The sequence below is a fragment of the Allokutzneria albata genome, from assembly GCF_900103775.1.
GTDB classification, from domain to species: Bacteria; Actinomycetota; Actinomycetes; order Mycobacteriales; family Pseudonocardiaceae; genus Allokutzneria; species Allokutzneria albata.
In genome coordinates this window covers 4,468,969-4,488,108 of the sequence record NZ_LT629701.1, presented here as the reverse complement: position 1 = coordinate 4,488,108, position 19,140 = coordinate 4,468,969, and the positions used below count along the sequence as shown (strand labels likewise).

General features: G+C 71.8%; 19 protein-coding genes. 17 read left to right on the top strand and 2 right to left on the bottom strand.

All coding sequences use genetic code 11. The annotated features are described in order from the left end of the window. Positions 1–25 precede the first annotated feature (25 nt). The 17 genes from rimP to BLT28_RS19800 all read left to right on the top strand — a co-directional run bounded on the left by rimP (position 26) and on the right by BLT28_RS19800 (position 17,876). Positions 26–571, top strand: a complete 546-nt coding sequence (gene rimP, locus BLT28_RS19880; protein WP_052407483.1) for a ribosome maturation factor RimP — start codon at positions 26–28, stop codon at positions 569–571. Next, positions 568–1,587, top strand: a complete 1,020-nt coding sequence (nusA, locus tag BLT28_RS19875; RefSeq protein WP_030430425.1) for a transcription termination factor NusA — start codon at positions 568–570, stop codon at positions 1,585–1,587. Before rimP ends, nusA begins: the two co-directional genes overlap by 4 nt. Before the next feature lie 105 nt (positions 1,588–1,692). After that, positions 1,693–2,025 (top strand): YlxR family protein, encoded by a 333-nt coding sequence (locus BLT28_RS19870; RefSeq protein WP_156051093.1) that lies wholly within the window; start codon positions 1,693–1,695, stop codon positions 2,023–2,025. A 78-nt stretch (positions 2,026–2,103) separates the two neighbouring features. Beyond that, positions 2,104–5,166, top strand: a complete 3,063-nt coding sequence (gene infB / locus BLT28_RS19865) for a translation initiation factor IF-2 (RefSeq protein ID WP_030430424.1) — start codon at positions 2,104–2,106, stop codon at positions 5,164–5,166. Positions 5,167–5,234: 68 nt separating this feature from the next. Next, on the top strand, positions 5,235–5,531 hold the full coding sequence (locus tag BLT28_RS19860) for a DUF503 domain-containing protein (RefSeq protein WP_030430423.1): 297 nt from the start codon (positions 5,235–5,237) through the stop codon (positions 5,529–5,531). A 43-nt stretch (positions 5,532–5,574) separates the two neighbouring features. Beyond that, complete coding sequence (gene rbfA / locus BLT28_RS19855) at positions 5,575–6,012, top strand: 30S ribosome-binding factor RbfA (protein WP_030430422.1); 438 nt, start codon at positions 5,575–5,577, stop codon at positions 6,010–6,012. Next, on the top strand, positions 6,012–7,007 hold the full coding sequence (locus BLT28_RS19850; RefSeq protein WP_030430421.1) for a DHH family phosphoesterase: 996 nt from the start codon (positions 6,012–6,014) through the stop codon (positions 7,005–7,007). The genes rbfA and BLT28_RS19850 overlap by 1 nt, the downstream gene beginning before the upstream one ends. Before the next feature lie 31 nt (positions 7,008–7,038). Continuing rightward, positions 7,039–8,340, top strand: a complete 1,302-nt coding sequence (locus BLT28_RS19845) for an MATE family efflux transporter (RefSeq protein ID WP_030430420.1) — start codon at positions 7,039–7,041, stop codon at positions 8,338–8,340. A gap of 119 nt (positions 8,341–8,459) precedes the next feature. Continuing rightward, a complete protein-coding gene (locus BLT28_RS19840; protein WP_030430419.1) occupies positions 8,460–9,788 on the top strand; it encodes an MFS transporter in 1,329 nt (442 codons plus the stop codon). A gap of 25 nt (positions 9,789–9,813) precedes the next feature. After that, positions 9,814–10,737 (top strand): tRNA pseudouridine(55) synthase TruB, encoded by a 924-nt coding sequence (gene truB, locus BLT28_RS19835; RefSeq protein ID WP_081900400.1) that lies wholly within the window; start codon positions 9,814–9,816, stop codon positions 10,735–10,737. Between the two features lie 21 nt (positions 10,738–10,758). Beyond that, complete coding sequence (locus tag BLT28_RS19830; RefSeq protein ID WP_063766603.1) at positions 10,759–11,721, top strand: bifunctional riboflavin kinase/FAD synthetase; 963 nt, start codon at positions 10,759–10,761, stop codon at positions 11,719–11,721. 5 nt (positions 11,722–11,726) lie between these two features. Further along, complete coding sequence (locus BLT28_RS19825) at positions 11,727–12,209, top strand: helix-turn-helix transcriptional regulator (protein WP_030430416.1); 483 nt, start codon at positions 11,727–11,729, stop codon at positions 12,207–12,209. A 278-nt stretch (positions 12,210–12,487) separates the two neighbouring features. Further along, on the top strand, positions 12,488–12,757 hold the full coding sequence (gene rpsO, locus BLT28_RS19820; protein WP_030430415.1) for a 30S ribosomal protein S15: 270 nt from the start codon (positions 12,488–12,490) through the stop codon (positions 12,755–12,757). Positions 12,758–13,000: 243 nt separating this feature from the next. Beyond that, positions 13,001–15,253, top strand: coding sequence for a polyribonucleotide nucleotidyltransferase (locus BLT28_RS19815; RefSeq protein ID WP_030430414.1), 2,253 nt, complete (start codon positions 13,001–13,003; stop codon positions 15,251–15,253). Between the two features lie 84 nt (positions 15,254–15,337). Beyond that, positions 15,338–16,669: a M16 family metallopeptidase gene (locus BLT28_RS19810; protein ID WP_030430413.1), complete on the top strand. Its 1,332-nt coding sequence runs from the start codon at positions 15,338–15,340 to the stop codon at positions 16,667–16,669. Beyond that, positions 16,666–17,430, top strand: coding sequence for a 4-hydroxy-tetrahydrodipicolinate reductase (gene dapB / locus BLT28_RS19805; RefSeq protein ID WP_030430412.1), 765 nt, complete (start codon positions 16,666–16,668; stop codon positions 17,428–17,430). Before BLT28_RS19810 ends, dapB begins: the two co-directional genes overlap by 4 nt. Further along, positions 17,430–17,876, top strand: a complete 447-nt coding sequence (locus BLT28_RS19800; protein WP_081900399.1) for a hypothetical protein — start codon at positions 17,430–17,432, stop codon at positions 17,874–17,876. Before dapB ends, BLT28_RS19800 begins: the two co-directional genes overlap by 1 nt. Positions 17,877–17,884: 8 nt before the next feature. On the opposite strand, the gene BLT28_RS19795 is transcribed toward BLT28_RS19800, so the two are convergent. Together BLT28_RS19795 and BLT28_RS19790 are read right to left on the bottom strand one after the other, a co-directional pair. Next, positions 17,885–18,388 (bottom strand): VTT domain-containing protein, encoded by a 504-nt coding sequence (locus tag BLT28_RS19795; RefSeq protein ID WP_030430410.1) that lies wholly within the window; start codon positions 18,386–18,388, stop codon positions 17,885–17,887. Positions 18,389–18,430: 42 nt separating this feature from the next. Further along, on the bottom strand, positions 18,431–18,991 hold the full coding sequence (locus BLT28_RS19790; protein WP_030430409.1) for a GNAT family N-acetyltransferase: 561 nt from the start codon (positions 18,989–18,991) through the stop codon (positions 18,431–18,433). Positions 18,992–19,140 lie beyond the last annotated feature (149 nt).

Below are 19,140 nucleotides of genomic sequence, written 5' to 3'. Positions count from 1 at the left end.
CTTCAAGAGCTAGGGAGCCCGACAGGTGTCCAGCAGGCAGCACGGGGGGCCTGGTCCACGGGACCAGCTCACCGCGCAGCTCGAACCCATCGTGGACGAGGCGGTCCGCGCCGCCGGGTTCGAGTTGGAGCAACTCGACGTGCGGTCGGCAGGCCGCCGCCGGGTACTGCGCGTGGTCGTCGACTCCGAGCGCGGGGTGAACCTGGACGAGGTGGCCGACGCCTCCCGTTCGGTCGCCGAGGCGCTCGACGCGCGCGAGGACGTGCTCTCGGACGCCTACACCCTGGAGGTCTCCTCGCGCGGGCTCGACGCCCCGCTGACCAGGCCCCGGCACTGGCGGCACACCCGGCTGCGGCTCGCTAAGGTTCGGATGTCCGACGGCTCCGAGTTCGTCGGCAGGGTCGGCGACGCCGACGACGACGGGGTCCAGCTGCTGGTCGGCGGGGAACTCCGGCGCGTCGCCTACGCCGACGTCGCCGGCGCCAAGGTCGAGATCGAGTTCAACGCGCCCCCCGCGGCCGACCTGGCGAAGCTGGGCGCGAACGACACAACGGAGGAGGAGTCGAAATGAACGTGGACATCGCCGCGCTCCGGGCGATCGAGCGCGAAAAAGAGATCCCCTTCGAGACCGTGCTCGGGGCCATCGAGACCGCGCTGCTGACCGCGTACAAGCACACCGAGGGCCACTTCCCGCACGCGCGGGTGGAGATCGACCGCAAGACCGGCATCGTCCGGGTGCTCGCCCAGGACGTCCAGCCGGACGGCGTTGTCGCCGAGGAGTGGGACGACACCCCCGAGGGCTTCGGCCGCATCGCCGCGACCACCGCGCGCCAGGTCATCCTGCAGCGGCTGCGCGACGCCGAGCACGAGCGCACCTTCGGCGAGTTCGCCACCAAGGAGGGCGAGATCCTCGCCGGTGTCGTCCAGCGCGACGCCCGCGCGAACTCGCGCGGCATGGTGGTCGTCAAGGTCGGCGACATCGAGGGCGTGATCCCGCCCGCCGAGCAGGTGGCGGGGGAGACCTACACCCACGGCATGCGGCTCAAGTGCTACGTGGTCACCGTGTCCAGGGCGGCGCGCGGCACCCAGGTGAACCTGTCCCGCACCCACCCCGGTCTGGTGAAGAAGCTGTTCGCGCTGGAGGTCCCGGAGATCGCCGACGGCACGGTGGAGATCGCCGCCGTCGCCCGCGAGCACGGCCACCGCACCAAGATCGCGGTCCGGTCCACCGTGCCCGGGGTCAACGCCAAGGGCGCCTGCATCGGCCCGATGGGCGCGCGGGTGCGCAACGTGATGAGCGAACTGTCCGGCGAGAAGATCGACATCGTCGACTACTCCGAGGACCCGGCGACCTTCGTCGGCAACGCGCTCTCGCCCGCCAAGGTCGTCTCGGTGACCGTGGTCGACGAGCGGGCCAAGACCGCCCGCGTGGTGGTGCCGGACTTCCAGCTCTCGCTGGCCATCGGCAAGGAGGGGCAGAACGCCCGCCTCGCGGCGCGGCTGACCGGCTGGCGGATCGACATCCGCAGCGACGCCGCACCGGACACACCGAGCGCTCCGGGGGCGGCCGCGAGTACTCCTGAGTAGGTGTCGCCGGTAGGTGTCGGCAAGATCTCCGGGCTCCGGTGAACAACCGGTTCGCCCTAGGCGTTAGACTCATGAGTGGTTCAGGGCGCCGGGGATCGGGATCCAATGCACACGTCTGTTGTTCGAACGTGCGTGGGATGCCGCACCCGGGCGCTCGCCGCTGAGCTTCTGCGCGTGGTGGTCTCGGGCGATTGTGCGGTGCCCGACCCCCGGCGTCGGCTCCCGGGACGGGGCGCCTGGTTGCACCCCGATCCCGAGTGCCTTCGCCTCGCCGAACGGCGCAGGGCGTTCCCGCGGGCACTGCGCTTCACCGGCCCGCTCGACACCGCCCCGGTCGGCTCCCACCTCGCCAAGGCAGCCCGGCTCTCGACCGACGAGGGAACCTCCCCGTCGCGCAATACGAAGGAAGCAGGTCGACCGATCATGAATCAGCCGTGAAGCTGAAGACATGAACGCGCTTCGACGGTAGGACGAGGTCGTGCGGGCTTGCCGCTCGGCCTCCCAGTGAGGAGACAAGTGGCAGGCAAGGCCCGTGTGCACGAGCTCGCGAAAGAGCTCGGTGTCACCAGCAAGGACGTACTGAACAAGCTCAAGGAGCTTGGTGAGTTCGTGAAGTCGGCGTCCTCCACCGTGGAGGCGCCGGTCGCCCGCAAGCTGCGGGACTCCTACCCGGGCGGCAAGGCGGACAAGCGTCCCGCCGCGCCCAAGCCCGGGCCCCCGGCTCCCAAGCCCGGCCCGGCACCGCAGTCCGGTGCCCCGGCCCCGGGTCCCAAGCCCGCGCCGGCGGTGTCCGCTGCGCCTTCTTCGGAGGCCAAGCCGGCGCCGCGCCCCGGCCCCGCGCCCAAGCCCGGCCCCCGGCCGCCGGCCCCCAAGCCGGTCGAGCAGGCCAAGCCCGCTCCGGCCCCGTCGGTGACCCCCGCCGAGGCCAAGCCGGCCGCGGCGAAGCCGGCCGCTCCCGCGCCGAAGGCGCCCGAGCAGGCCCCCAAGCCCGCGACGCCCGCGGCCCCGGCCGCCTCGTCCGGGGTCAAGCCCGGCCCGCGCCCCGGCCCCAAGCCGCCGCAGGCCGGCCCGTCCGTCGTCCCGCCGAAGCCGCAGGCCCCGAAGCCGGGTCCGCGCGCTCCCCGGGTCGGCAACAACCCGTTCGGCGTCGGTGGCGGTGCTCCCGCCCAGCGCCCGCAGGCCCCCGGCCCGCGTCCGGGTGCCCCGCGTCCCGGCGGCGACGCCCGCCCGGGTGGCGAGGCCCGTCCCGGTCCCGGTGGCGAGGGCCGTCCGGCCCCGGCCCCGCGCGGTGACGCGCGTCCCGGTGGCCCGCGTCCCACCCCCGGCAACATGCCCCCGCGCCCGAACCCCGGCATGATGCCGCCCCGGCCGCAGCGTCCCTCCGGCGGTGCCGGTGGCGGTCGCGGTGGTCCCGGTGGCGGTCGTGGCGGTCCCGGCGGTGCCGGTGGCCGTGGTGGTCCCGGCGGCGGTGGCGGCTTCCGTCCCGGTGGCGGCGGAGGCGGCGGCTTCCGCGGCGGCGGTGGCGGTGGCGGCGGCTTCCGTCCCGGTGGTGGCGGCGGTGCCGGTGCTCCCGCTGGCGGCGGTGCCGGTGGTTTCCGTCCCGGTGGCGGTGGGTTCCGCCCGGGTGGTGGCGGCGGTGGCCGCGGCCGCGCCGGTGGCACCGCGGGCGCGTTCGGCCGTCCCGGCGGCCCGAGCCGCAAGGGCCGCAAGTCGAAGCGGCAGAAGCGGCAGGAGTTCGACAACATGCAGGCCCCGTCCATCGGTGGCGTGCGGTTGCCGAAGGGCCAGGGCGAGGTCGTCCGGCTGGCGCGCGGCGCCTCGCTGACCGACTTCGCCGACAAGATCAACGCCAACCCGGCCGCGCTGGTGCAGGCGATGTTCCACCTCGGCGAGATGGTCACGGCGACCCAGTCGGTCTCCGACGAGATCCTCGAGCTGCTGGGCCAGGAGATGAACTACCGGGTCCAGGTCGTCAGCCCCGAGGAGGAGGACCGCGAGCTGCTCGAGTCCTTCGACATCAGCTACGGCGAGGACGAGGGCACCGAGGAGGACCTGGAGTTCCGTCCGCCGGTGGTGACCGTCATGGGTCACGTCGACCACGGTAAGACCCGCCTGCTCGACACGATCCGCAAGGCGAACGTGCACGAGGGCGAGGCCGGTGGCATCACCCAGCACATCGGTGCCTACCAGGTGGCGGCGGAGCTGGACGGCCGCGAGCGGCTGATCACCTTCATCGACACCCCCGGTCACGAGGCGTTCACCGCCATGCGTGCCCGCGGTGCGAACTCCACCGACATCGCGGTGATCGTGGTCGCCGCCGACGACGGTGTGATGCCGCAGACGGTGGAGGCGATCAACCACGCCCAGGCGGCGAACGTGCCGATCGTGGTCGCGGTGAACAAGATCGACAAGCCGGAGGCGAACCCGCAGAAGATCCGGCAGCAGCTCACCGACTACGGCCTGGTCGCCGAGGAGTACGGCGGCGAGACGATGTTCGTCGACATCTCCGCGCGGCAGAACATCAACATCCAGGGCCTGCTGGAGGCGATCCTGCTGACCGCGGACGCCACGCTGGACCTGCGCGCCAACCCGGACATGCAGGCCCAGGGCATCGCGATCGAGGCGCACCTCGACCGCGGCCGCGGTGCCGTCGCCACCGTCCTGGTCCAGCGCGGCACGCTGCGCGTCGGTGACTCGATCGTCGCCGGTGACGCGTACGGCCGCGTGCGCAGGATGGTCGACGAGTACAACGAGGACGTCATCGAGGCGACCCCGTCGCGTCCGGTCCAGGTCATCGGGTTCACGTCCGTGCCGGGCGCGGGTGACACCTTCCTCGTCGTCGACGAGGACCGCGTCGCCCGCCAGATCGCCGACCGGCGCCGCGCCCGCGAGCGCAACGCCCAGCAGGCGGCCAAGCGCAAGCGCGTGAGCCTGGAGGACCTGGACGCGGCCCTGAAGGAGACGCGCCAGCTCAACCTGATCATCAAGGGCGACAACTCCGGTACCGTCGAGGCACTGGAGAGCGCCCTGTTGAAGCTGGACGTCGGCGAGGACGTCGAGCTGCGGGTCATCCACCGCGGCGTCGGCGGCATCACCGAGGGCGACATCAACCTCGCCATCGCCGACAACGTGATCGTGCTCGGCTTCAACGTCCGCGCGGAGGGCAAGGCCACCGAGCTGGCCAACCGCGAGGGCGTGGACGTCCGCTACTACACGGTCATCTACCAGGCGATCGACGAGATCGAGGCCGCGCTCAAGGGCATGCTCAAGCCGATCTACGAAGAGGTCGGTCTGGGCAAGGCCGAGGTCCGCGAGGTCTTCAAGTCCTCCAAGTTCGGCACCATCGCCGGCTGCCTGGTCATGTCCGGTGAGATCAAGCGCAACTCCAAAGCGCGTCTGCTCCGCGACAACGTCGTGGTGGCCGACAACCTCTCGATCACCTCGCTGCGCCGCTTCAAGGACGACGCGACCGAGGTCCGCGAGGGCTACGAGTGCGGTATCACGCTCGGCTCGTTCGGCGATCTGAAGATCGGCGACTCGATCGAGACGTTCGAGATGCGCGAGAAGCCGCGCAGCTGATCCGCGTGGGTGGCCGGGTGTTCGACGAACATCCGGCCACCCCTCGAACAATCACGACGGTGATGCCCGTGTACGTGGGATCGTTGGAGCTGGACGTCCTGTTCGGGGACGTGCACTCGCTCAAGGAGAAGCGCTCCGTGGTGCGGCCGGTCATCGCCGAGCTGCGCAAGCGCTTCGAGGTGGCCGCCGCCGAGGCCGGCTACCAGGACCTGCACCGCCGCGCCCTGATCGGGGTCTCGGCGGTCGCGGGGGACACCGAGCACGTACGCCAGGTCCTCTCGGCCTGCGAACGGCTCGTGGCGGGGCGGCCCGAGCTGGAGCTGCTCTCCGCCCGGCACCGGATGTTCGGGCCGGAGGACGACTGACCCCGCCGTACCAGTACCAGGAACAATCGACAGGAGGAGCGCCGTGGCCGACCAGGCCCGCGCCCGCAGGCTCGCCAAGCGGATCGCGCAGATCGTGGCGTCCGCGCTGGAGCACGACGTGAAGGACCCGCGCCTGGCGATGGTCACGGTGACCGACGCCAAGGTCACCGCGGACCTGCGCGAGGCGACCGTGTTCTACACCGTTTTCGGCGATGACGCCGACCACGCCGGAACCGCGGCGGCACTGGCCAGTTCGACCGGTGTGCTGCGGTCGCTGGTCGGCCAGCGCACCGGCGTCCGGTTCACCCCGACGCTGTCCTTCGTGCTGGACGCGGTGCCGGACACCGCCCGGCAGGTGGAGGAGCTGCTGGCGAAGGCCCAGGCGGCCGACGCCGACGTGGCCCGGATCGCCGCGGGCGCCAAGCCCGCCGGTGAGGCCGATCCGTACCGCAAGCCCCGCGAAGCGGAAGAGGACGAGTAGTGCGGGACGAGCAGGGTCTCCGGCGCGCGGCGCGGTTGCTGACCGACGCGCCGGACGTCACCCTGCTCGCCCACGTCAACCCCGATGCCGACGCGCTCGGCTCGGCGGTGGCGCTGGGCATCGCCCTGCAGCGGCGCGGTGCCACCGTGCGGGTGTCCTTCGGGCATCCCGCGGAGGTGCCGGAGTCGCTGCGCGGGCTGGACCCGACCGGCATCGTGGTGCCCGTCGAGGACGTGCCCGCGGTGCCGCCGCTGCTGGTGGCGCTGGACGCGGGCAGCGTCGACCGGCTCGGCGTGCTCGGTGACCGGGTGGCCGCGACCGCTGCGGCCGGGGGCGAGGTGATCGTGCTCGACCACCACGTCTCCAACACCCGCTTCGGCACGATCAACGTGGTCGACGACCAGGCCGAGGCCACGGCGGTGATCGTGCTGCGCGTGCTGGACGAGCTCGGGGCGAAGGTCGACGAGCCGATCGCCCGCTGCCTCTACGCGGGCCTGGCCACCGACACGCGCTGCTTCCGCATCGCCACCGGCGGGACGTACGCGACCGCGGCCCGGCTCGTGGAGGCCGGGGTCGATCCGGATGCCACCCTGCGCCCGTTGCTGGACACCCACCCGTTCGGCTGGATGGGCATGCTCGCGACGGTGCTCGGCGGGGCCGGTCTGGAGCCGGATTCGGCTCAAGGACTGGGTTTCGTGCACGCCGCCGTCCGCGCCGCCGATGCCGAGGGGCTGCGCGGCGAGGACGTGGACAGCGTGATCGACATCCTGCGCACCACCCGCGAGGCCGAGGTCGCCGCGGTGTTCAAGGAGACCGGCCCGTCGACGTGGACGGTCTCGCTGCGCGCCACCAGCCGGCTCGACGTCGGGGCCGTCGCCGAGTCCCTGGGTGGCGGTGGTCACCGTCTCGCCTCGGGAGTGACCCTCCGCTGCGGGCTGGAAGAGGCAGTTGACCAGGTGCGTTCCGCCTTGGAGTCCGCTCCGCCGGTGAACTGAGGTTGTCGGTGGGCTGACCTAGTCTCGGGCCGTGAAGGTTGTGGAGTCACCGCGGCGCGTGCTGGGTCTGGCGTTGCCCGCGCTCGGCGTGCTGGCGGCGGAGCCGCTGTACCTCCTGGTGGACACGGCGGTCGTCGGCCATCTCGGCGCGGTCCCGCTGGCGGCGCTCGCGATCGGCGGGATCGTCCTCGCCCAGGTCTCCACGCAGCTGACCTTCCTGTCCTACGGCACGACCGCTCGCACGGCGCGGCTGCACGGTGCCGGTCGGCGAGCGGACGCGGTCGCGGAGGGCGTGCAGGCGACCTGGCTGGCCGTGGTGGTCGGCCTGGTCCTGGTGCTGGCCGGGCAGCTGCTCGCCGGCCCGATCGCGCACGCGCTCGCCGGTCCCGGCGCGGTCGCCGACGCGGCGGTGGGCTGGTTGCGCATCGCGTTGCTCGGCGCGCCGCTGGTGTTGATCACGATGGCGGGCAACGGGTGGATGCGCGGCGTGCAGGACACCGCTCGACCACTGCGATATGTGTTGGCGGGCAACGGGATCTCAGCCGTTCTGTGCCCGGTCCTGGTGTACTGGGCGGACTGGGGGCTCGCGGGTTCCGCCGTGGCCAACGTGGTGGCGCAGGTGATCTCCGCCGCGCTCTTCGTTCGGGCGCTGGTGGTGCAACGCGTTCCGCTGCGCCCGATCCCGCGGTTGATGCGCGCGCAGCTCGGCCTCGGTCGCGATCTCATCCTGCGCAGTCTGGCGTTCCAGGCGTGCTTCGTTTCCGCGGCGGCAGTGGCCGCGCGCACCTCGGCGGAGGCGGCTGCCGCGCACCAGGTCGTGCTGCAGCTCTGGACCTTCCTGTCGCTCGTGCTGGATTCGCTGGCGATCGCGGCGCAGTCGCTCGTGGGCGCGGCGCTGGGATCCTCGGACTCCCCACGCGCGAAAGCTCTTGCCCGGCAGATCACCATCTACGGCCTCTGGTTCGGCGTTGCCCTCGGGGTGGTCTTCGCGGCACTGGCGACGGTGCTGCCGCCCGTGTTCAGCCCCGACCCCGCGGTGCTCGCGCAGATCCCGCACGCGTGGTGGTTCTTCGTCGCGCTGCAACCCATCGCGGGTGTTGTGTTCGCTTTGGACGGGGTGCTGCTCGGTGCGGGCGACGCGGCCTACCTCCGCACCGCGACGATCACGTCCGCCGTGCTCGGCTTCCTCCCGCTGGTGTGGCTGTCCCTGGCGACGGGCTGGGGCCTCGCCGGTGTCTGGACCGCCCTGTCCGCCTTCATGCTCATCCGCCTCGCCGCGGTGCTCCTGCGCGCCCGCTCCGGCGAGTGGGCCGTCCCCGGCGCCGTCCGCTAGCAGGTGTGGGCGAGTGCACGTTTCGAAGCGCTAACGCGGGGAGAGGGGCCGGGCGATGAAGGGGGTGCCAACGTCGGCACTTCCCCGTCTTCCCCTTCTCCAGGTTCGGAGGGTTTTCCTTGCCTTCGGTCGAGCGCGCCACCCGCCAGGGCTGGCTGGTCTGGACCATTGCGGTAGCCATCTACGTCGCGGCGGTCTTCCACCGCACCTCGCTCGGTGTCGCCGGTCTCCAGGCCGGTGAGCGCTTCGGGGTCGGCCCCGCCGCACTCGGCGTCTTCACCGTCCTCCAGGTCGGTGTGTACGCCCTCATGCAGATCCCCACCGGCGTGCTCGTGGACCGCTTCGGCCCGCGCCGGGTGCTGACCGTCGCGGCCCTGCTGATGGGCACCGGTCAGCTGCTGTTCGCCGTCGCCGACTCCTACGCCCTCGCTCTCGTCGCCCGCGCGGTGCTGGGCAGCGGCGACGCCATGACCTGGGTCAGCCTGCTGCGGTTGATCGCCGGTCACTTCCCCGGCCGCCAGTACTCGGTGGTCGTGTCGTTCTCCGGAGCCCTCGGCGCGGCGGGCAACCTCGTCTCGACGGTTCCGCTCACGCTCGCGCTGGACAACGTCGGCTGGACGTGGACCTTCCTCGCCGTCGGTGTGCTCACCGCCGCCTACGCCGTCCTCGCCGTCCTGAAGCTGCGCGACCACCCGGCGGGGCACGAGGTGCGCGCTGCCGATCCCGTGTCGCCTCGCCAGGTACTGCGTCGCGTCTCCGAGTCGTGGAGCGTGCCGGGGACGCGCCTCGGCTTCTGGGTGCACTTCTCGACCATGTTCGGTCCGGCGGTGCTCGGCCTGCTCTGGGGTTTCCCGTACCTCGTCGAGGCGCAGGGCATGGACCCGCGCGCGGCGAGCGCGCTGCTCAGCGTTCTGGTGCTCGGCGGTGTCGTCGGCAGCCCGGTCGTGGGCGCGCTGATCGGTCGTCGGCCGGAGCACCGCATGCCGATCGTGGTCGGTTACCTGCTCAGCGCGCTGGTCGTGTGGACCGTGCTGCTGTGCTGGCCGGGCGGGCACGTGCCGACGCCGTTCATCGCGGTCGGCCTCTTCGTGCTCTCCCTGGGCGGGCCCGCGTCCGCGGTCGCGTTCGCCCTCGCGCGTGACTACAACCCGCTGCGCGTGGTCGGCACCGCGACTGGCGTGGTCAACGTCGGTGGCTTCACGGCGACGACGGTGGCCGCCCTCTCGGTCGGGGTGCTGCTGGAGCTGACGCGGTCCCTGGGGCCCGCCACCTCGTTCCGCATCGCCCTGATCGCCGTGGCCGCGGTGCTGGTGTTCGGCACCTGGCGCACGGCGGTCTGGTGGCGCCGGGCTCGCGGTGTCGTCTTCGCCGCCGAGGCCCGTGGCGAGCAGGTCCCCGTCCAGCTCCGGCACGGCCGGTGGGACGAGGACCTGGCCCTCGCCGCCTGAGCCGCCCGGATTAGGGTTTCCCGTCGTGACAAGAGCACGACGGGACCGCAGGTCCGACCGTCCGACATCGAACGTCCCGCCCGGGCTGGTCATCGTGGACAAGCCCGACGGGATGACCTCGCACGACGTGGTCGCGCGGGTGCGGCGGATCATGGGCACCCGCAAGGTGGGCCACGCGGGCACGCTCGACCCGATGGCCACCGGCGTGCTGGTGCTGGGCATCGAGCGGGCGACCAAGCTGCTCGGCCACCTCGCGCTGGACACCAAGGCGTACCTGGCCACCATCCGCCTCGGCGCGGCCACGACCACCGACGACGCCCAGGGCGAGGTGCTGTCCACCGCTGACGCGTCCACTGTGGACGAAGCGGCGATCACCGAGGGCATCGGCGCGCTCACCGGCGCGATCGAGCAGGTCCCGAGCGCGGTCAGCGCGGTCAAGATCGACGGCAAGCGCGCGTACGCCAGGGTCCGCGACGGCGAGACCGTCGAGCTGAAGGCGCGTCCCGTCACGGTGCAGCGCTTCGACGTCCTCTCGTTGCGGCGCGAAGAGACCTTCACCGATCTCGACGTGTTGGTGGAGTGCTCCTCCGGCACCTACGTGCGCGCGCTGGCCCGCGACCTCGGCGCCGGGCTCGGCGTCGGCGGCCACCTCGCGGCGCTGCGCCGCACCCGCGTCGGCCCGTTCGGCATCGCCCTCGCCCGCACCCTGGAGCAGCTCGAGGCGGAGCCGAAGCTCGCGCTGGACCTCACTTCGGCCGTCGCGGCGGCCTTCCCCCGGCGCGACGTGAGCGAGGCCGACGCCGCCGCGCTGCTCACCGGCAAGCGCCTGCGCGGGGCCGGGATCGCGGGCACGCACGGGGTTTTCGACCCCAGCGGCAAGGCGATCGCGCTCGCCGAGGAGGTCGAGGGCCGGACCCGTTCCCTCGTGGTGCTGAGCCTGGACGGCTGAGCCGCCCGTAAGCTTCCGGTCGTGCAGCGTTGGCGTGGACTAGAGCACCTGCCCGGGGGCTGGGGTCGTTGCGTGCTGACCGTCGGTGTCTTCGACGGCGTGCACCGGGGGCACCAGCAGTTGATCAAGAGGGCGGTGGAGCTGGCCCGCGACCGCGACCTCCCGTGCGTGCTGATGACCTTCGACCCGCACCCGTCCGAGGTGGTCCGCCCCGGCAGTCACCCCGCGCAGCTGACCACCCTGCGCCGGCGCGCGGAACTGGTGGAGCAGCTGGGCGTCGACGTGTTCTGCGTGCTGCCGTTCACGCCGGACGTCGCGCGCATCCCGGCCGACGAGTTCGTGCACGAGATCCTCGTCGACCGGCTGCACGCGGCGGCCGTGGTGGTGGGGGAGAACTTCAACTTCGGCCACCGGGCGCAGGGCGACGTCGCGCTGCTGGAGACGCTGGGCCGCCGCTTCGGTTTCGTCACCGAGGGCGCGCGGCTGCTCTCCGACGAGCAGGTCACCTTCTCCTCCACCTACATCCGCGCGTGCATCGACGCGGGTGACGTGGTCGCGGCCGCCGCGGCGCTCGGCCGCCCGCACCGGGTCGAGGGCATCGTGGTCCGGGGCGACGGTCGTGGCCGCGAACTCGGCTTCCCCACGGCGAACCTGTCCACCGCGCGCACCGCGGCCGTGCCCGCGGACGGCGTGTACGCGTGCCGCTTCGTCGACATCGGCCACGGCCGTCCCGGCTCGACGCCGAAGTTCCCCGAGCCGCGGATGGCGGCGGTGTCCGTCGGCACCAACCCGACGTTCTCCGGGCGGGAGCGCCGGGTGGAGGCGTTCGTGCTCGACACCGACGAGGACCTGTACGGCCAGCGGGTCGCGTTGGACTTCGTCGCCAGGTTGCGCGGTCAGGAGCGCTACGACAGCGTCGAGGCGTTGATCGAACAGATGCACCTCGACGTGGCGAAGACCCGCGAGCTGCTGGCTGACGGGTGAGTGCGGTGGACGACCAGAAGATCGTGCAGCGCAACCTCGCGCTGCAGAGGGAGTGGTACGGCGAGCCCCTCGGCGACCGCGTGCGGCGGCTGGTGGTGGCCTACTCCACCTCGCAGGCGCAGCTGGCCGAGGTGCTCGGGATCAGCGCCCCCATGCTCAGCCAGGTGATGAGCGGCCGCCGGGCCAAGATCGGCAACCCCGCCGTGCTGGCCAGGCTGGTGATGCTGGAGCGCCGGGTGCTCACCGCCGGGGTGGCCGCGGGCGAGCGGGAGGCGGTGGAGCGCGCGCTGGAGGAGGTCCGCACCTCGCAGCCGACCGTCGGCCTGGACACGCTCCCCGTCGACGAGCGCGGCGCCGACCAGGCCGCCGTCGCCCGGCTGCGGGAGCTGGCCGTCGCCGACGAGCTGGCCGGGGCCGCGCGCCTGCTGGGCGAGCGCTACCCCGCCCTGTCCGGCCTCCTCGCCCGCGCCGCCGCCGAGGGCGACTGACCGGCAACCCCGCTGGGAATTGTGGTGGCGCGCGGGGCGGTGGGTTGGGCACACTGGAGAGGTATGCGCCTGACCCGGACCCCCTGCCGATCATCGCGATCGACCCCGGGTCCACTCGTTCGTGCGCAGTGTGACGCTTGCCGTGACGACCTGCTGAGACGAGCCTGCTAACCTCAGTAGCCGGGTCTGGCTGCGTTCCGTGGCGGCCACGACCGTCTTCGCGTGACGCGGACCTCGCGCACGCGGCCGCACGGAAACATCATCAAGGAGATCTACACGTGGCTCTGTCCACCGAGCAGAAGAAGAACATCCTCGGCGAGTACGCCGTCCGCGAGGGCGACACCGGCTCCCCCGAGGCCCAGGTGGCCCTGCTGAGCAAGCGCATCAGCGGTCTCACCGAGCACCTGAAGGTGCACAAGCACGACCACCACTCCCGCCGGGGTCTGCTGCTGATGGTCGGCCGTCGCCGCCGTCTGCTGAACTACCTGGCCAAGGTGGACATCGAGCGCTACCGGTCGCTGATCCAGCGCCTCGGCCTGCGCCGCTGACGCACTGACGAGGGGGAGTGGCCACGGGCCGCTCCCCCTCAGCGCAAGAACAAGCGCTCGAGCACGTGGAGCGCGACAACATCAGAACCAGGGCCCAGCCGCCACCGCACCTCGCGGGACGCACGTTCGCCGGTCCTCGGTAGTGGTCTCCGGAAACAGCCGGGGACTTCGATCGAAGACCGGCCTTGTTCGGACCGCACACCCGCGACGTCGACGCGGCGGCCCGCACAACAAGGAGTATTTGTGACCGAACTTGCAGTGCACGAGGCGAGTGCCGTCATCGACAACGGCCGCTTCGGAACCCGGACGGTGCGTTTCGAGACCGGCCGGCTGGCCCGTCAGGCCGCGGGCAGCGTCGTCGCCTACCTGGACGACGAGACCATGCTGCTCTCCGCGACCACGGCGTCCAAGCAGCCGAAGGAGCACTTCGACTTCTTCCCGCTGACCATCGACGTCGAGGAGCGGATGTACGCCGCGGGCCGCATCCCCGGCTCGTTCTTCCGCCGCGAGGGCCGTCCCTCCACCGAGGCGATCCTGACCTGCCGCCTGGTCGACCGCCCGCTGCGCCCGTCCTTCGTCGACGGCCTGCGCAACGAGATCCAGGTCGTCATCACCGTGATGAGCCTGGACCCCAAGGACCTCTACGACGTGGTGGCGATCAACGCCGCGTCCGCGTCCACCCAGCTCGCCGGCCTGCCGTTCTCCGGCCCGATCGGCGGCGTCCGCGTCGCGCTGATCGAGGGCCAGTGGGTCGCCTTCCCGACCTACGAGCAGCTGGAGAAGGCCGTCTTCGACATGGTCGTCGCCGGCCGCGTCGTCGGTGACGACGTCGCGATCATGATGGTCGAGGCCGAGGCCACCGAGCAGGTCACCACCCTCATCGCCGAGGGCGCCACCGCCCCGACCGAGGAGGTCGTCGCGGCGGGCCTGGAGGCCGCGAAGCCGTTCATCCGGGTGCTGTGCGAGGCCCAGGCCCAGCTGGCCCAGGTCGCCGCCAAGGAGACGCGCGAGTTCCCGGTGTACCCGGCCTACCAGCCGGACGCCTACGAGGCCGTCGCCGGTGCGGTCACCGACGAGCTGGCGCAGGCGCTGACCATCGCGGACAAGCAGGAGCGCGAGTCCCGCATCGACGAGGTCAAGGCCGCCTGCCTGGAGCGCGTGGTCACCGAGGGCTCCGCCTTCGAGGGCAGGGAGAAGGAGGTCGCCGCCGCCTTCCGCTCGCTGAACAAGAAGCTGGTCCGCCAGCGGGTGCTGCGCGACCAGATCCGCATCGACGGCCGCAGCGTCACCGACATCCGCAGCCTCTCCGCCGAGGTCGCGCTGATCCCGCGGGCGCACGGCTCGGCGCTGTTCGAGCGCGGCGAGACCCAGATCCTGGGCATCACCACGCTGAACATGCTGCGCATGGAGCAGCAGATCGACTCGCTGACCCCCGAGACGCGCAAGCGCTACATGCACCACTACAACTTCCCGCCCTACTCCACCGGTGAGACCGGCCGGGTGGGCTCGCCGAAGCGCCGCGAGATCGGCCACGGCGCGCTGGCCGAGCGGGCCCTGGTGCCCGTGCTGCCCTCGCGCGAGGAGTTCCCCTACACCATCCGCCAGGTCTCCGAGGCGCTGGGCTCCAACGGCTCCACCTCGATGGGCTCGGTCTGCGCCTCGACGATGTCGCTGCTCAACGCCGGTGTGCCGCTGAAGGCGCCGGTGGCGGGCATCGCCATGGGCCTGGTCTCCGACGAGGTCGACGGCGAGACCCGCTACGTCGCGCTGACCGACATCCTCGGCGCCGAGGACGCCTTCGGCGACATGGACTTCAAGGTCGCCGGCACCAAGTCCTTCATCACCGCCCTCCAGCTGGACACCAAGCTCGACGGCATCCCGTCGGACGTGCTGGCCAAGGCGCTCAGCCAGGCGCAGGACGCCCGGCTGACCATCCTGGAGGTCATGCAGGAGGCCATCGACGCGCCGGACGACATGAGCCCGTTCGCGCCGCGCGTCACCGCGGTGAAGATCCCGGTCGACAAGATCGGCGAGGTGATCGGGCCCAAGGGCAAGATGATCAACTCGATCACCGAGCAGACCGGTGCCGACATCTCCATCGAGGACGACGGCACGATCTACGTCGGCGCCGCGGACGGCCCCTCGGCCGACGCCGCGATCGACCTGATCAACGCGATCGCCAACCCGCAGCTGCCCAAGGTCGGCGAGCGCTTCCTCGGCACCGTGGTGAAGACGGCCGCCTTCGGCGCGTTCGTCTCGCTGCTGCCGGGCAAGGACGGCCTGGTGCACATCTCCAAGCTGGGCGCGGGCAAGCGGATCGCCAAGGTCGAGGACGTCGTGAAGGTCGGTGACAAGCTCCGCGTGGAGATCGCCGACATCGACAACCGCGGCAAGATCAGCCTCGTCCTGGTGTCCGAAGAGGACACCGCGGACAAGGCGGAGGCCAAGGCCGACGCCGAGCAGGCCGAGGCTCCGGCGGAGGCCGGCGCCAAGTAGCGGCTATCGTTGCCGCACAACGCAATCCACTCCGCAGGGGGCGCCCACAAAGCGCCCCCTGCGGCGTAGCGGAGGAGTTCGACGCTGAACGCGAACAGTGGCGTGACCGAGGTTCTGGAACGCAGCTCCGAGGACTGCGCCGTGCGCAGGACGGTGCTGCCGTGCGGCCTGCGGGTGATCACCGAGCAGTTGCCGGGCGTGCGCTCGGCGTCGGTGGGCATCTGGGTCGGTGTCGGCTCCCGCGACGAGGAGCCCGAGGTCGCCGGGGCCGCGCACTACCTGGAACACCTGCTGTTCAAGGGAACGCGGCGGCGCACCGCGGCGCAGATCGCCGAGGAGATCGACGCGGTCGGCGGGGAGCTGAACGCGTTCACCGCCAAGGAGCACACCTGCTACTACGCGCACACGCTGGACGCCGACCTGCCGCTCGCGGTGGACCTGGTCTCCGACGTGGTGTTCGAGGCCGTGTGCGCCGACGCGGACATGGAGACCGAGCGCAGCGTGGTGCTCGAAGAGATCGCCATGCGCGACGACGACCCCGAGGACCTGCTGCACGAGGCGTTCTGCGCGGCGATGCTGGGCGGGCACCCGCTGGGCCTGCCGGTGCTCGGCACCGACGAGTCGATCACCGGGATGAGCCGGGACGCGCTCTTCGCCTTCTACAAGAAGCGCTACACCCTGCCGAGGATGGTGCTGGCCGCCGCGGGCAACGTGGACCACGCCGAGGTGCTGGCGCTGGTCGAGGCCGCACTCGGGGAGCGCGCGGACGAGCGGCACACGCCGATCGAACCGCGCACCGGTTCGGCGGACCTGCGCGGCGGCAGCCGGTTGGTGCTCCAGCACGACGAGTCGGAGCAGGCGCACCTGATGCTCGGGGTGCCCGCGCTGGACCGGCACGACGAGCGGCGGTTCGCGCTGGGCGTGCTCAACGCGGCCCTCGGCGGCGGCATGAGCTCGCGGCTGTTCCAGGAGGTGCGGGAGCGGCGCGGGCTGGCGTACTCGGTCTACTCGTCGATCTCCTCCTACGCCGACACCGGCATGCTGTCGGTGTACGCGGGCTGTCAGCCCGAGCGCCTCGGCGAGGTCGCGGGCGTCGTGCGCGAGGTCCTGGGCGAAGTCGCCGACAACGGACTGCTGGACGCCGAGGTGGCGCGCGGCAAGGGACAGCTGCGCGGGAATCTCGTGCTCGGGCTGGAGGACACCGGCTCGCGGATGTCGCGGATCGGCAAGGGCGAGCTGAACTACGCCGATCACCTCAGCGTCGAGCAGACCCTGGCGCGGATCAACGCGGTCACCCCGGAGGACGTGCGGGCGCTGGCGAAGGACCTGCTGAGCCGCCCGGTCAGCGCGGCGGTGGTCGGGTCGTACGCTTCTGCCGACGAGTTGCCGAGCGAAGTGCACGAGGTGATCGCATGACGGACAGCCAGGCCCCCACCCGCGTCGGTGTGCTCGGAGCGCGGGGGCGCATGGGTGCCGAGGTGTGCCGCGCGGTGGAGGGCGCCGGGGACATGGTCCTGGTGGCCGGCGTCGACGCGGGGGATGAGCTGTCCGCGCTCTCCGACGCCGGAGCCGAGGTCGTCGTCGACTTCACCCAGCCCGCCGTGGTCATGGACAACATCCAGTACTGCGTGGAGAACGGCATCCACGTGGTCGTCGGCACCAGTGGGTTCACCGACGAGCGGCTGGAGCGGATCCGCGGCTGGCTGGAGCCGAGGCCGGAGCTGGGCGTGCTGATCGCGGCGAACTTCGCGATCGGCGCGGTGCTGGCGATGAAGTTCGCCGAGAAGGCAGCGCAGTTCTACGAGTCGGTGGAGATCGTCGAGCTGCACCACGAGCGCAAGGTCGACGCGCCGTCAGGCACCGCGGCTCGCACCGCGCGGCTGATCGCCGACGCGCGTGCGGCGGCCGGGCTGCAGAAGTACGCCCCGGACGCGACGACGGAGTCGCTGGACGGCGCGCGCGGCGCGGACGTCGACGGCATCCGGGTGCACTCGCTGCGGCTGGCTGGTTTGGTCGCACACCAAGAGGTTCTGTTCGGTGGCACCGGCGAGACGCTGACCATCCGGCACGACTCGTTGCACCGCAGCTCTTTCATGCCGGGTGTGCTGCTCGGCGTGCGCGAGGTGCTGAAGCACCCCGGGCTCACCCTGGGGCTCGAATCCGCTCTGGGGCTTTGATGATCACCGCTCGGCGGATGGCCGTGGTGCTGACCGCGGCGCTCGCGGTCTACTTCGTGCTGCTCGCCGGGCGGGGCATCGACCTCATCGCTTCCGGCACTGTCGTCGGCGTGCTGCTCGGCGCGGCGATCCTGCTGCTGCCCGTGCTCGGCGTGATCCTGATCGTCTTCGAGTGGCGGTTCGGCGCGCAGACGGAGCGGTTGGCGCGGTTGCTGGACGACGAAGGGGAGTTCCCGGACACCTCGGGGCTGCCGCGCCGTCCCTCCGGCCGGGTGGAGCGGGACGCGGCCGACGCCTACTTCGCCGAGCGCAAGCGGGAGCTGGACGCGGCACCCGAGGACTGGCGCGCGTGGTTCAAGGTGGCGCAGGCCTACGACCTGGCCGGGGATCGCAAGCGGGGCCGCGAGGCGATGCGGAAGGCTGTTGACCTGGAACAAGCAGGCTGAGCTTCAGCTCAGGTGAGCCAGGCGCCGAACACCGCCGGCATGGCGGCGAGGGCGGCGAACCGGACGAAGCGGCCGATCAGACAGGCGGAGATGAAGTTCGTCAGCGACACGTTGGCCACCCCGGCGACCACCGCGACCGCGAAGTACGGTGGCACGCTGGTGGAGGATGACAGCAACAGGACGCCGTAGGTCCACACGGGCCGCTTCTCGCACTCGATGGCGAAGCGCTCCATGTAGCCGCTCCACCGGCCCCGCACGTGCTCGGCGTCCTTCTGCTTGCGGCGCAGGAACGAGGGCAGTCGCAGCATTCCCTTGCCCGCGTAGAAGTAGAGGAGCTTGCCCGCGACCGAGCCGATCGCGGTCACCAGCGCGAGCGCCCACCACGGGATGTAGGGCTGCGTCACGGCGACGGCCAGCACCCACGGCTCGATCAACACCGGTGGGATCACCGAGGACAACACCGCCATGCCGAGGCTCGCGCTCAACCAACCCAGCAACAGCGGTACCCCCATAGCAAAAAGCCGACTGCCGAGGCTAGCACCCCAACGGGCGACTCAATCCCGGAGTTCGAGCTCCAGGGAGCCGGTCAGCCGGTACTCGCGCAGGGGACGGCCGCCCGCGTCGAGGGTGCGCACCGTGCCGTCGGTGTCCCACCCCGCCGAGCGGTAGAAGTTCAGGGAAGCCTTGTCCTCCTGGGGAACCCAGGCGACGCCGCGCACGCCGCCCTTCTCGCGGTAGGCGGCGGCAGCGGTGGCCAGCAGGCGGCCGCCGTGCCCGCGGCGGCCCCACCTGGGCTCGACGAGCAGGGCGCCGACCTGGACGACGTGCAGCGCGTCCTCCGGCAGCGCGCCGTCCGCCGCGGCCACCTCGTCCTCGGGGGCGGGCAGGACCGCGCAGAAGCCCACGGTCCACTCGCCCTCGGTGGCCACGAACACCAGGCCCGGTCCCTGCTCGATCGCTTGGCGCCACACGGTTTCCGCGCTCTCGGCGTCCATCCCGGCGAGCAGGTCCGCGGGCAGCAGGGCGGCGTAGGCCTGCCGCCACGTGTCGAGCTGGATGCGGGCGATCTCGGCGACGTCGTCGAGTGTTGCCGGGCGAACGGCGGCGAGGGCCATCGGGGAAGCTCCGTGGGGATCGCGGGAAGGTGCCGGGAAGAACCTACCCGCCCCCAGCACGCGCGCCGTGCCGTACCCAATGCCGCGTTCGGTGCGCTGTACGCACTGAATGAGTCATTCGGTGCGTTCAAGTACACCGATGACTCGTT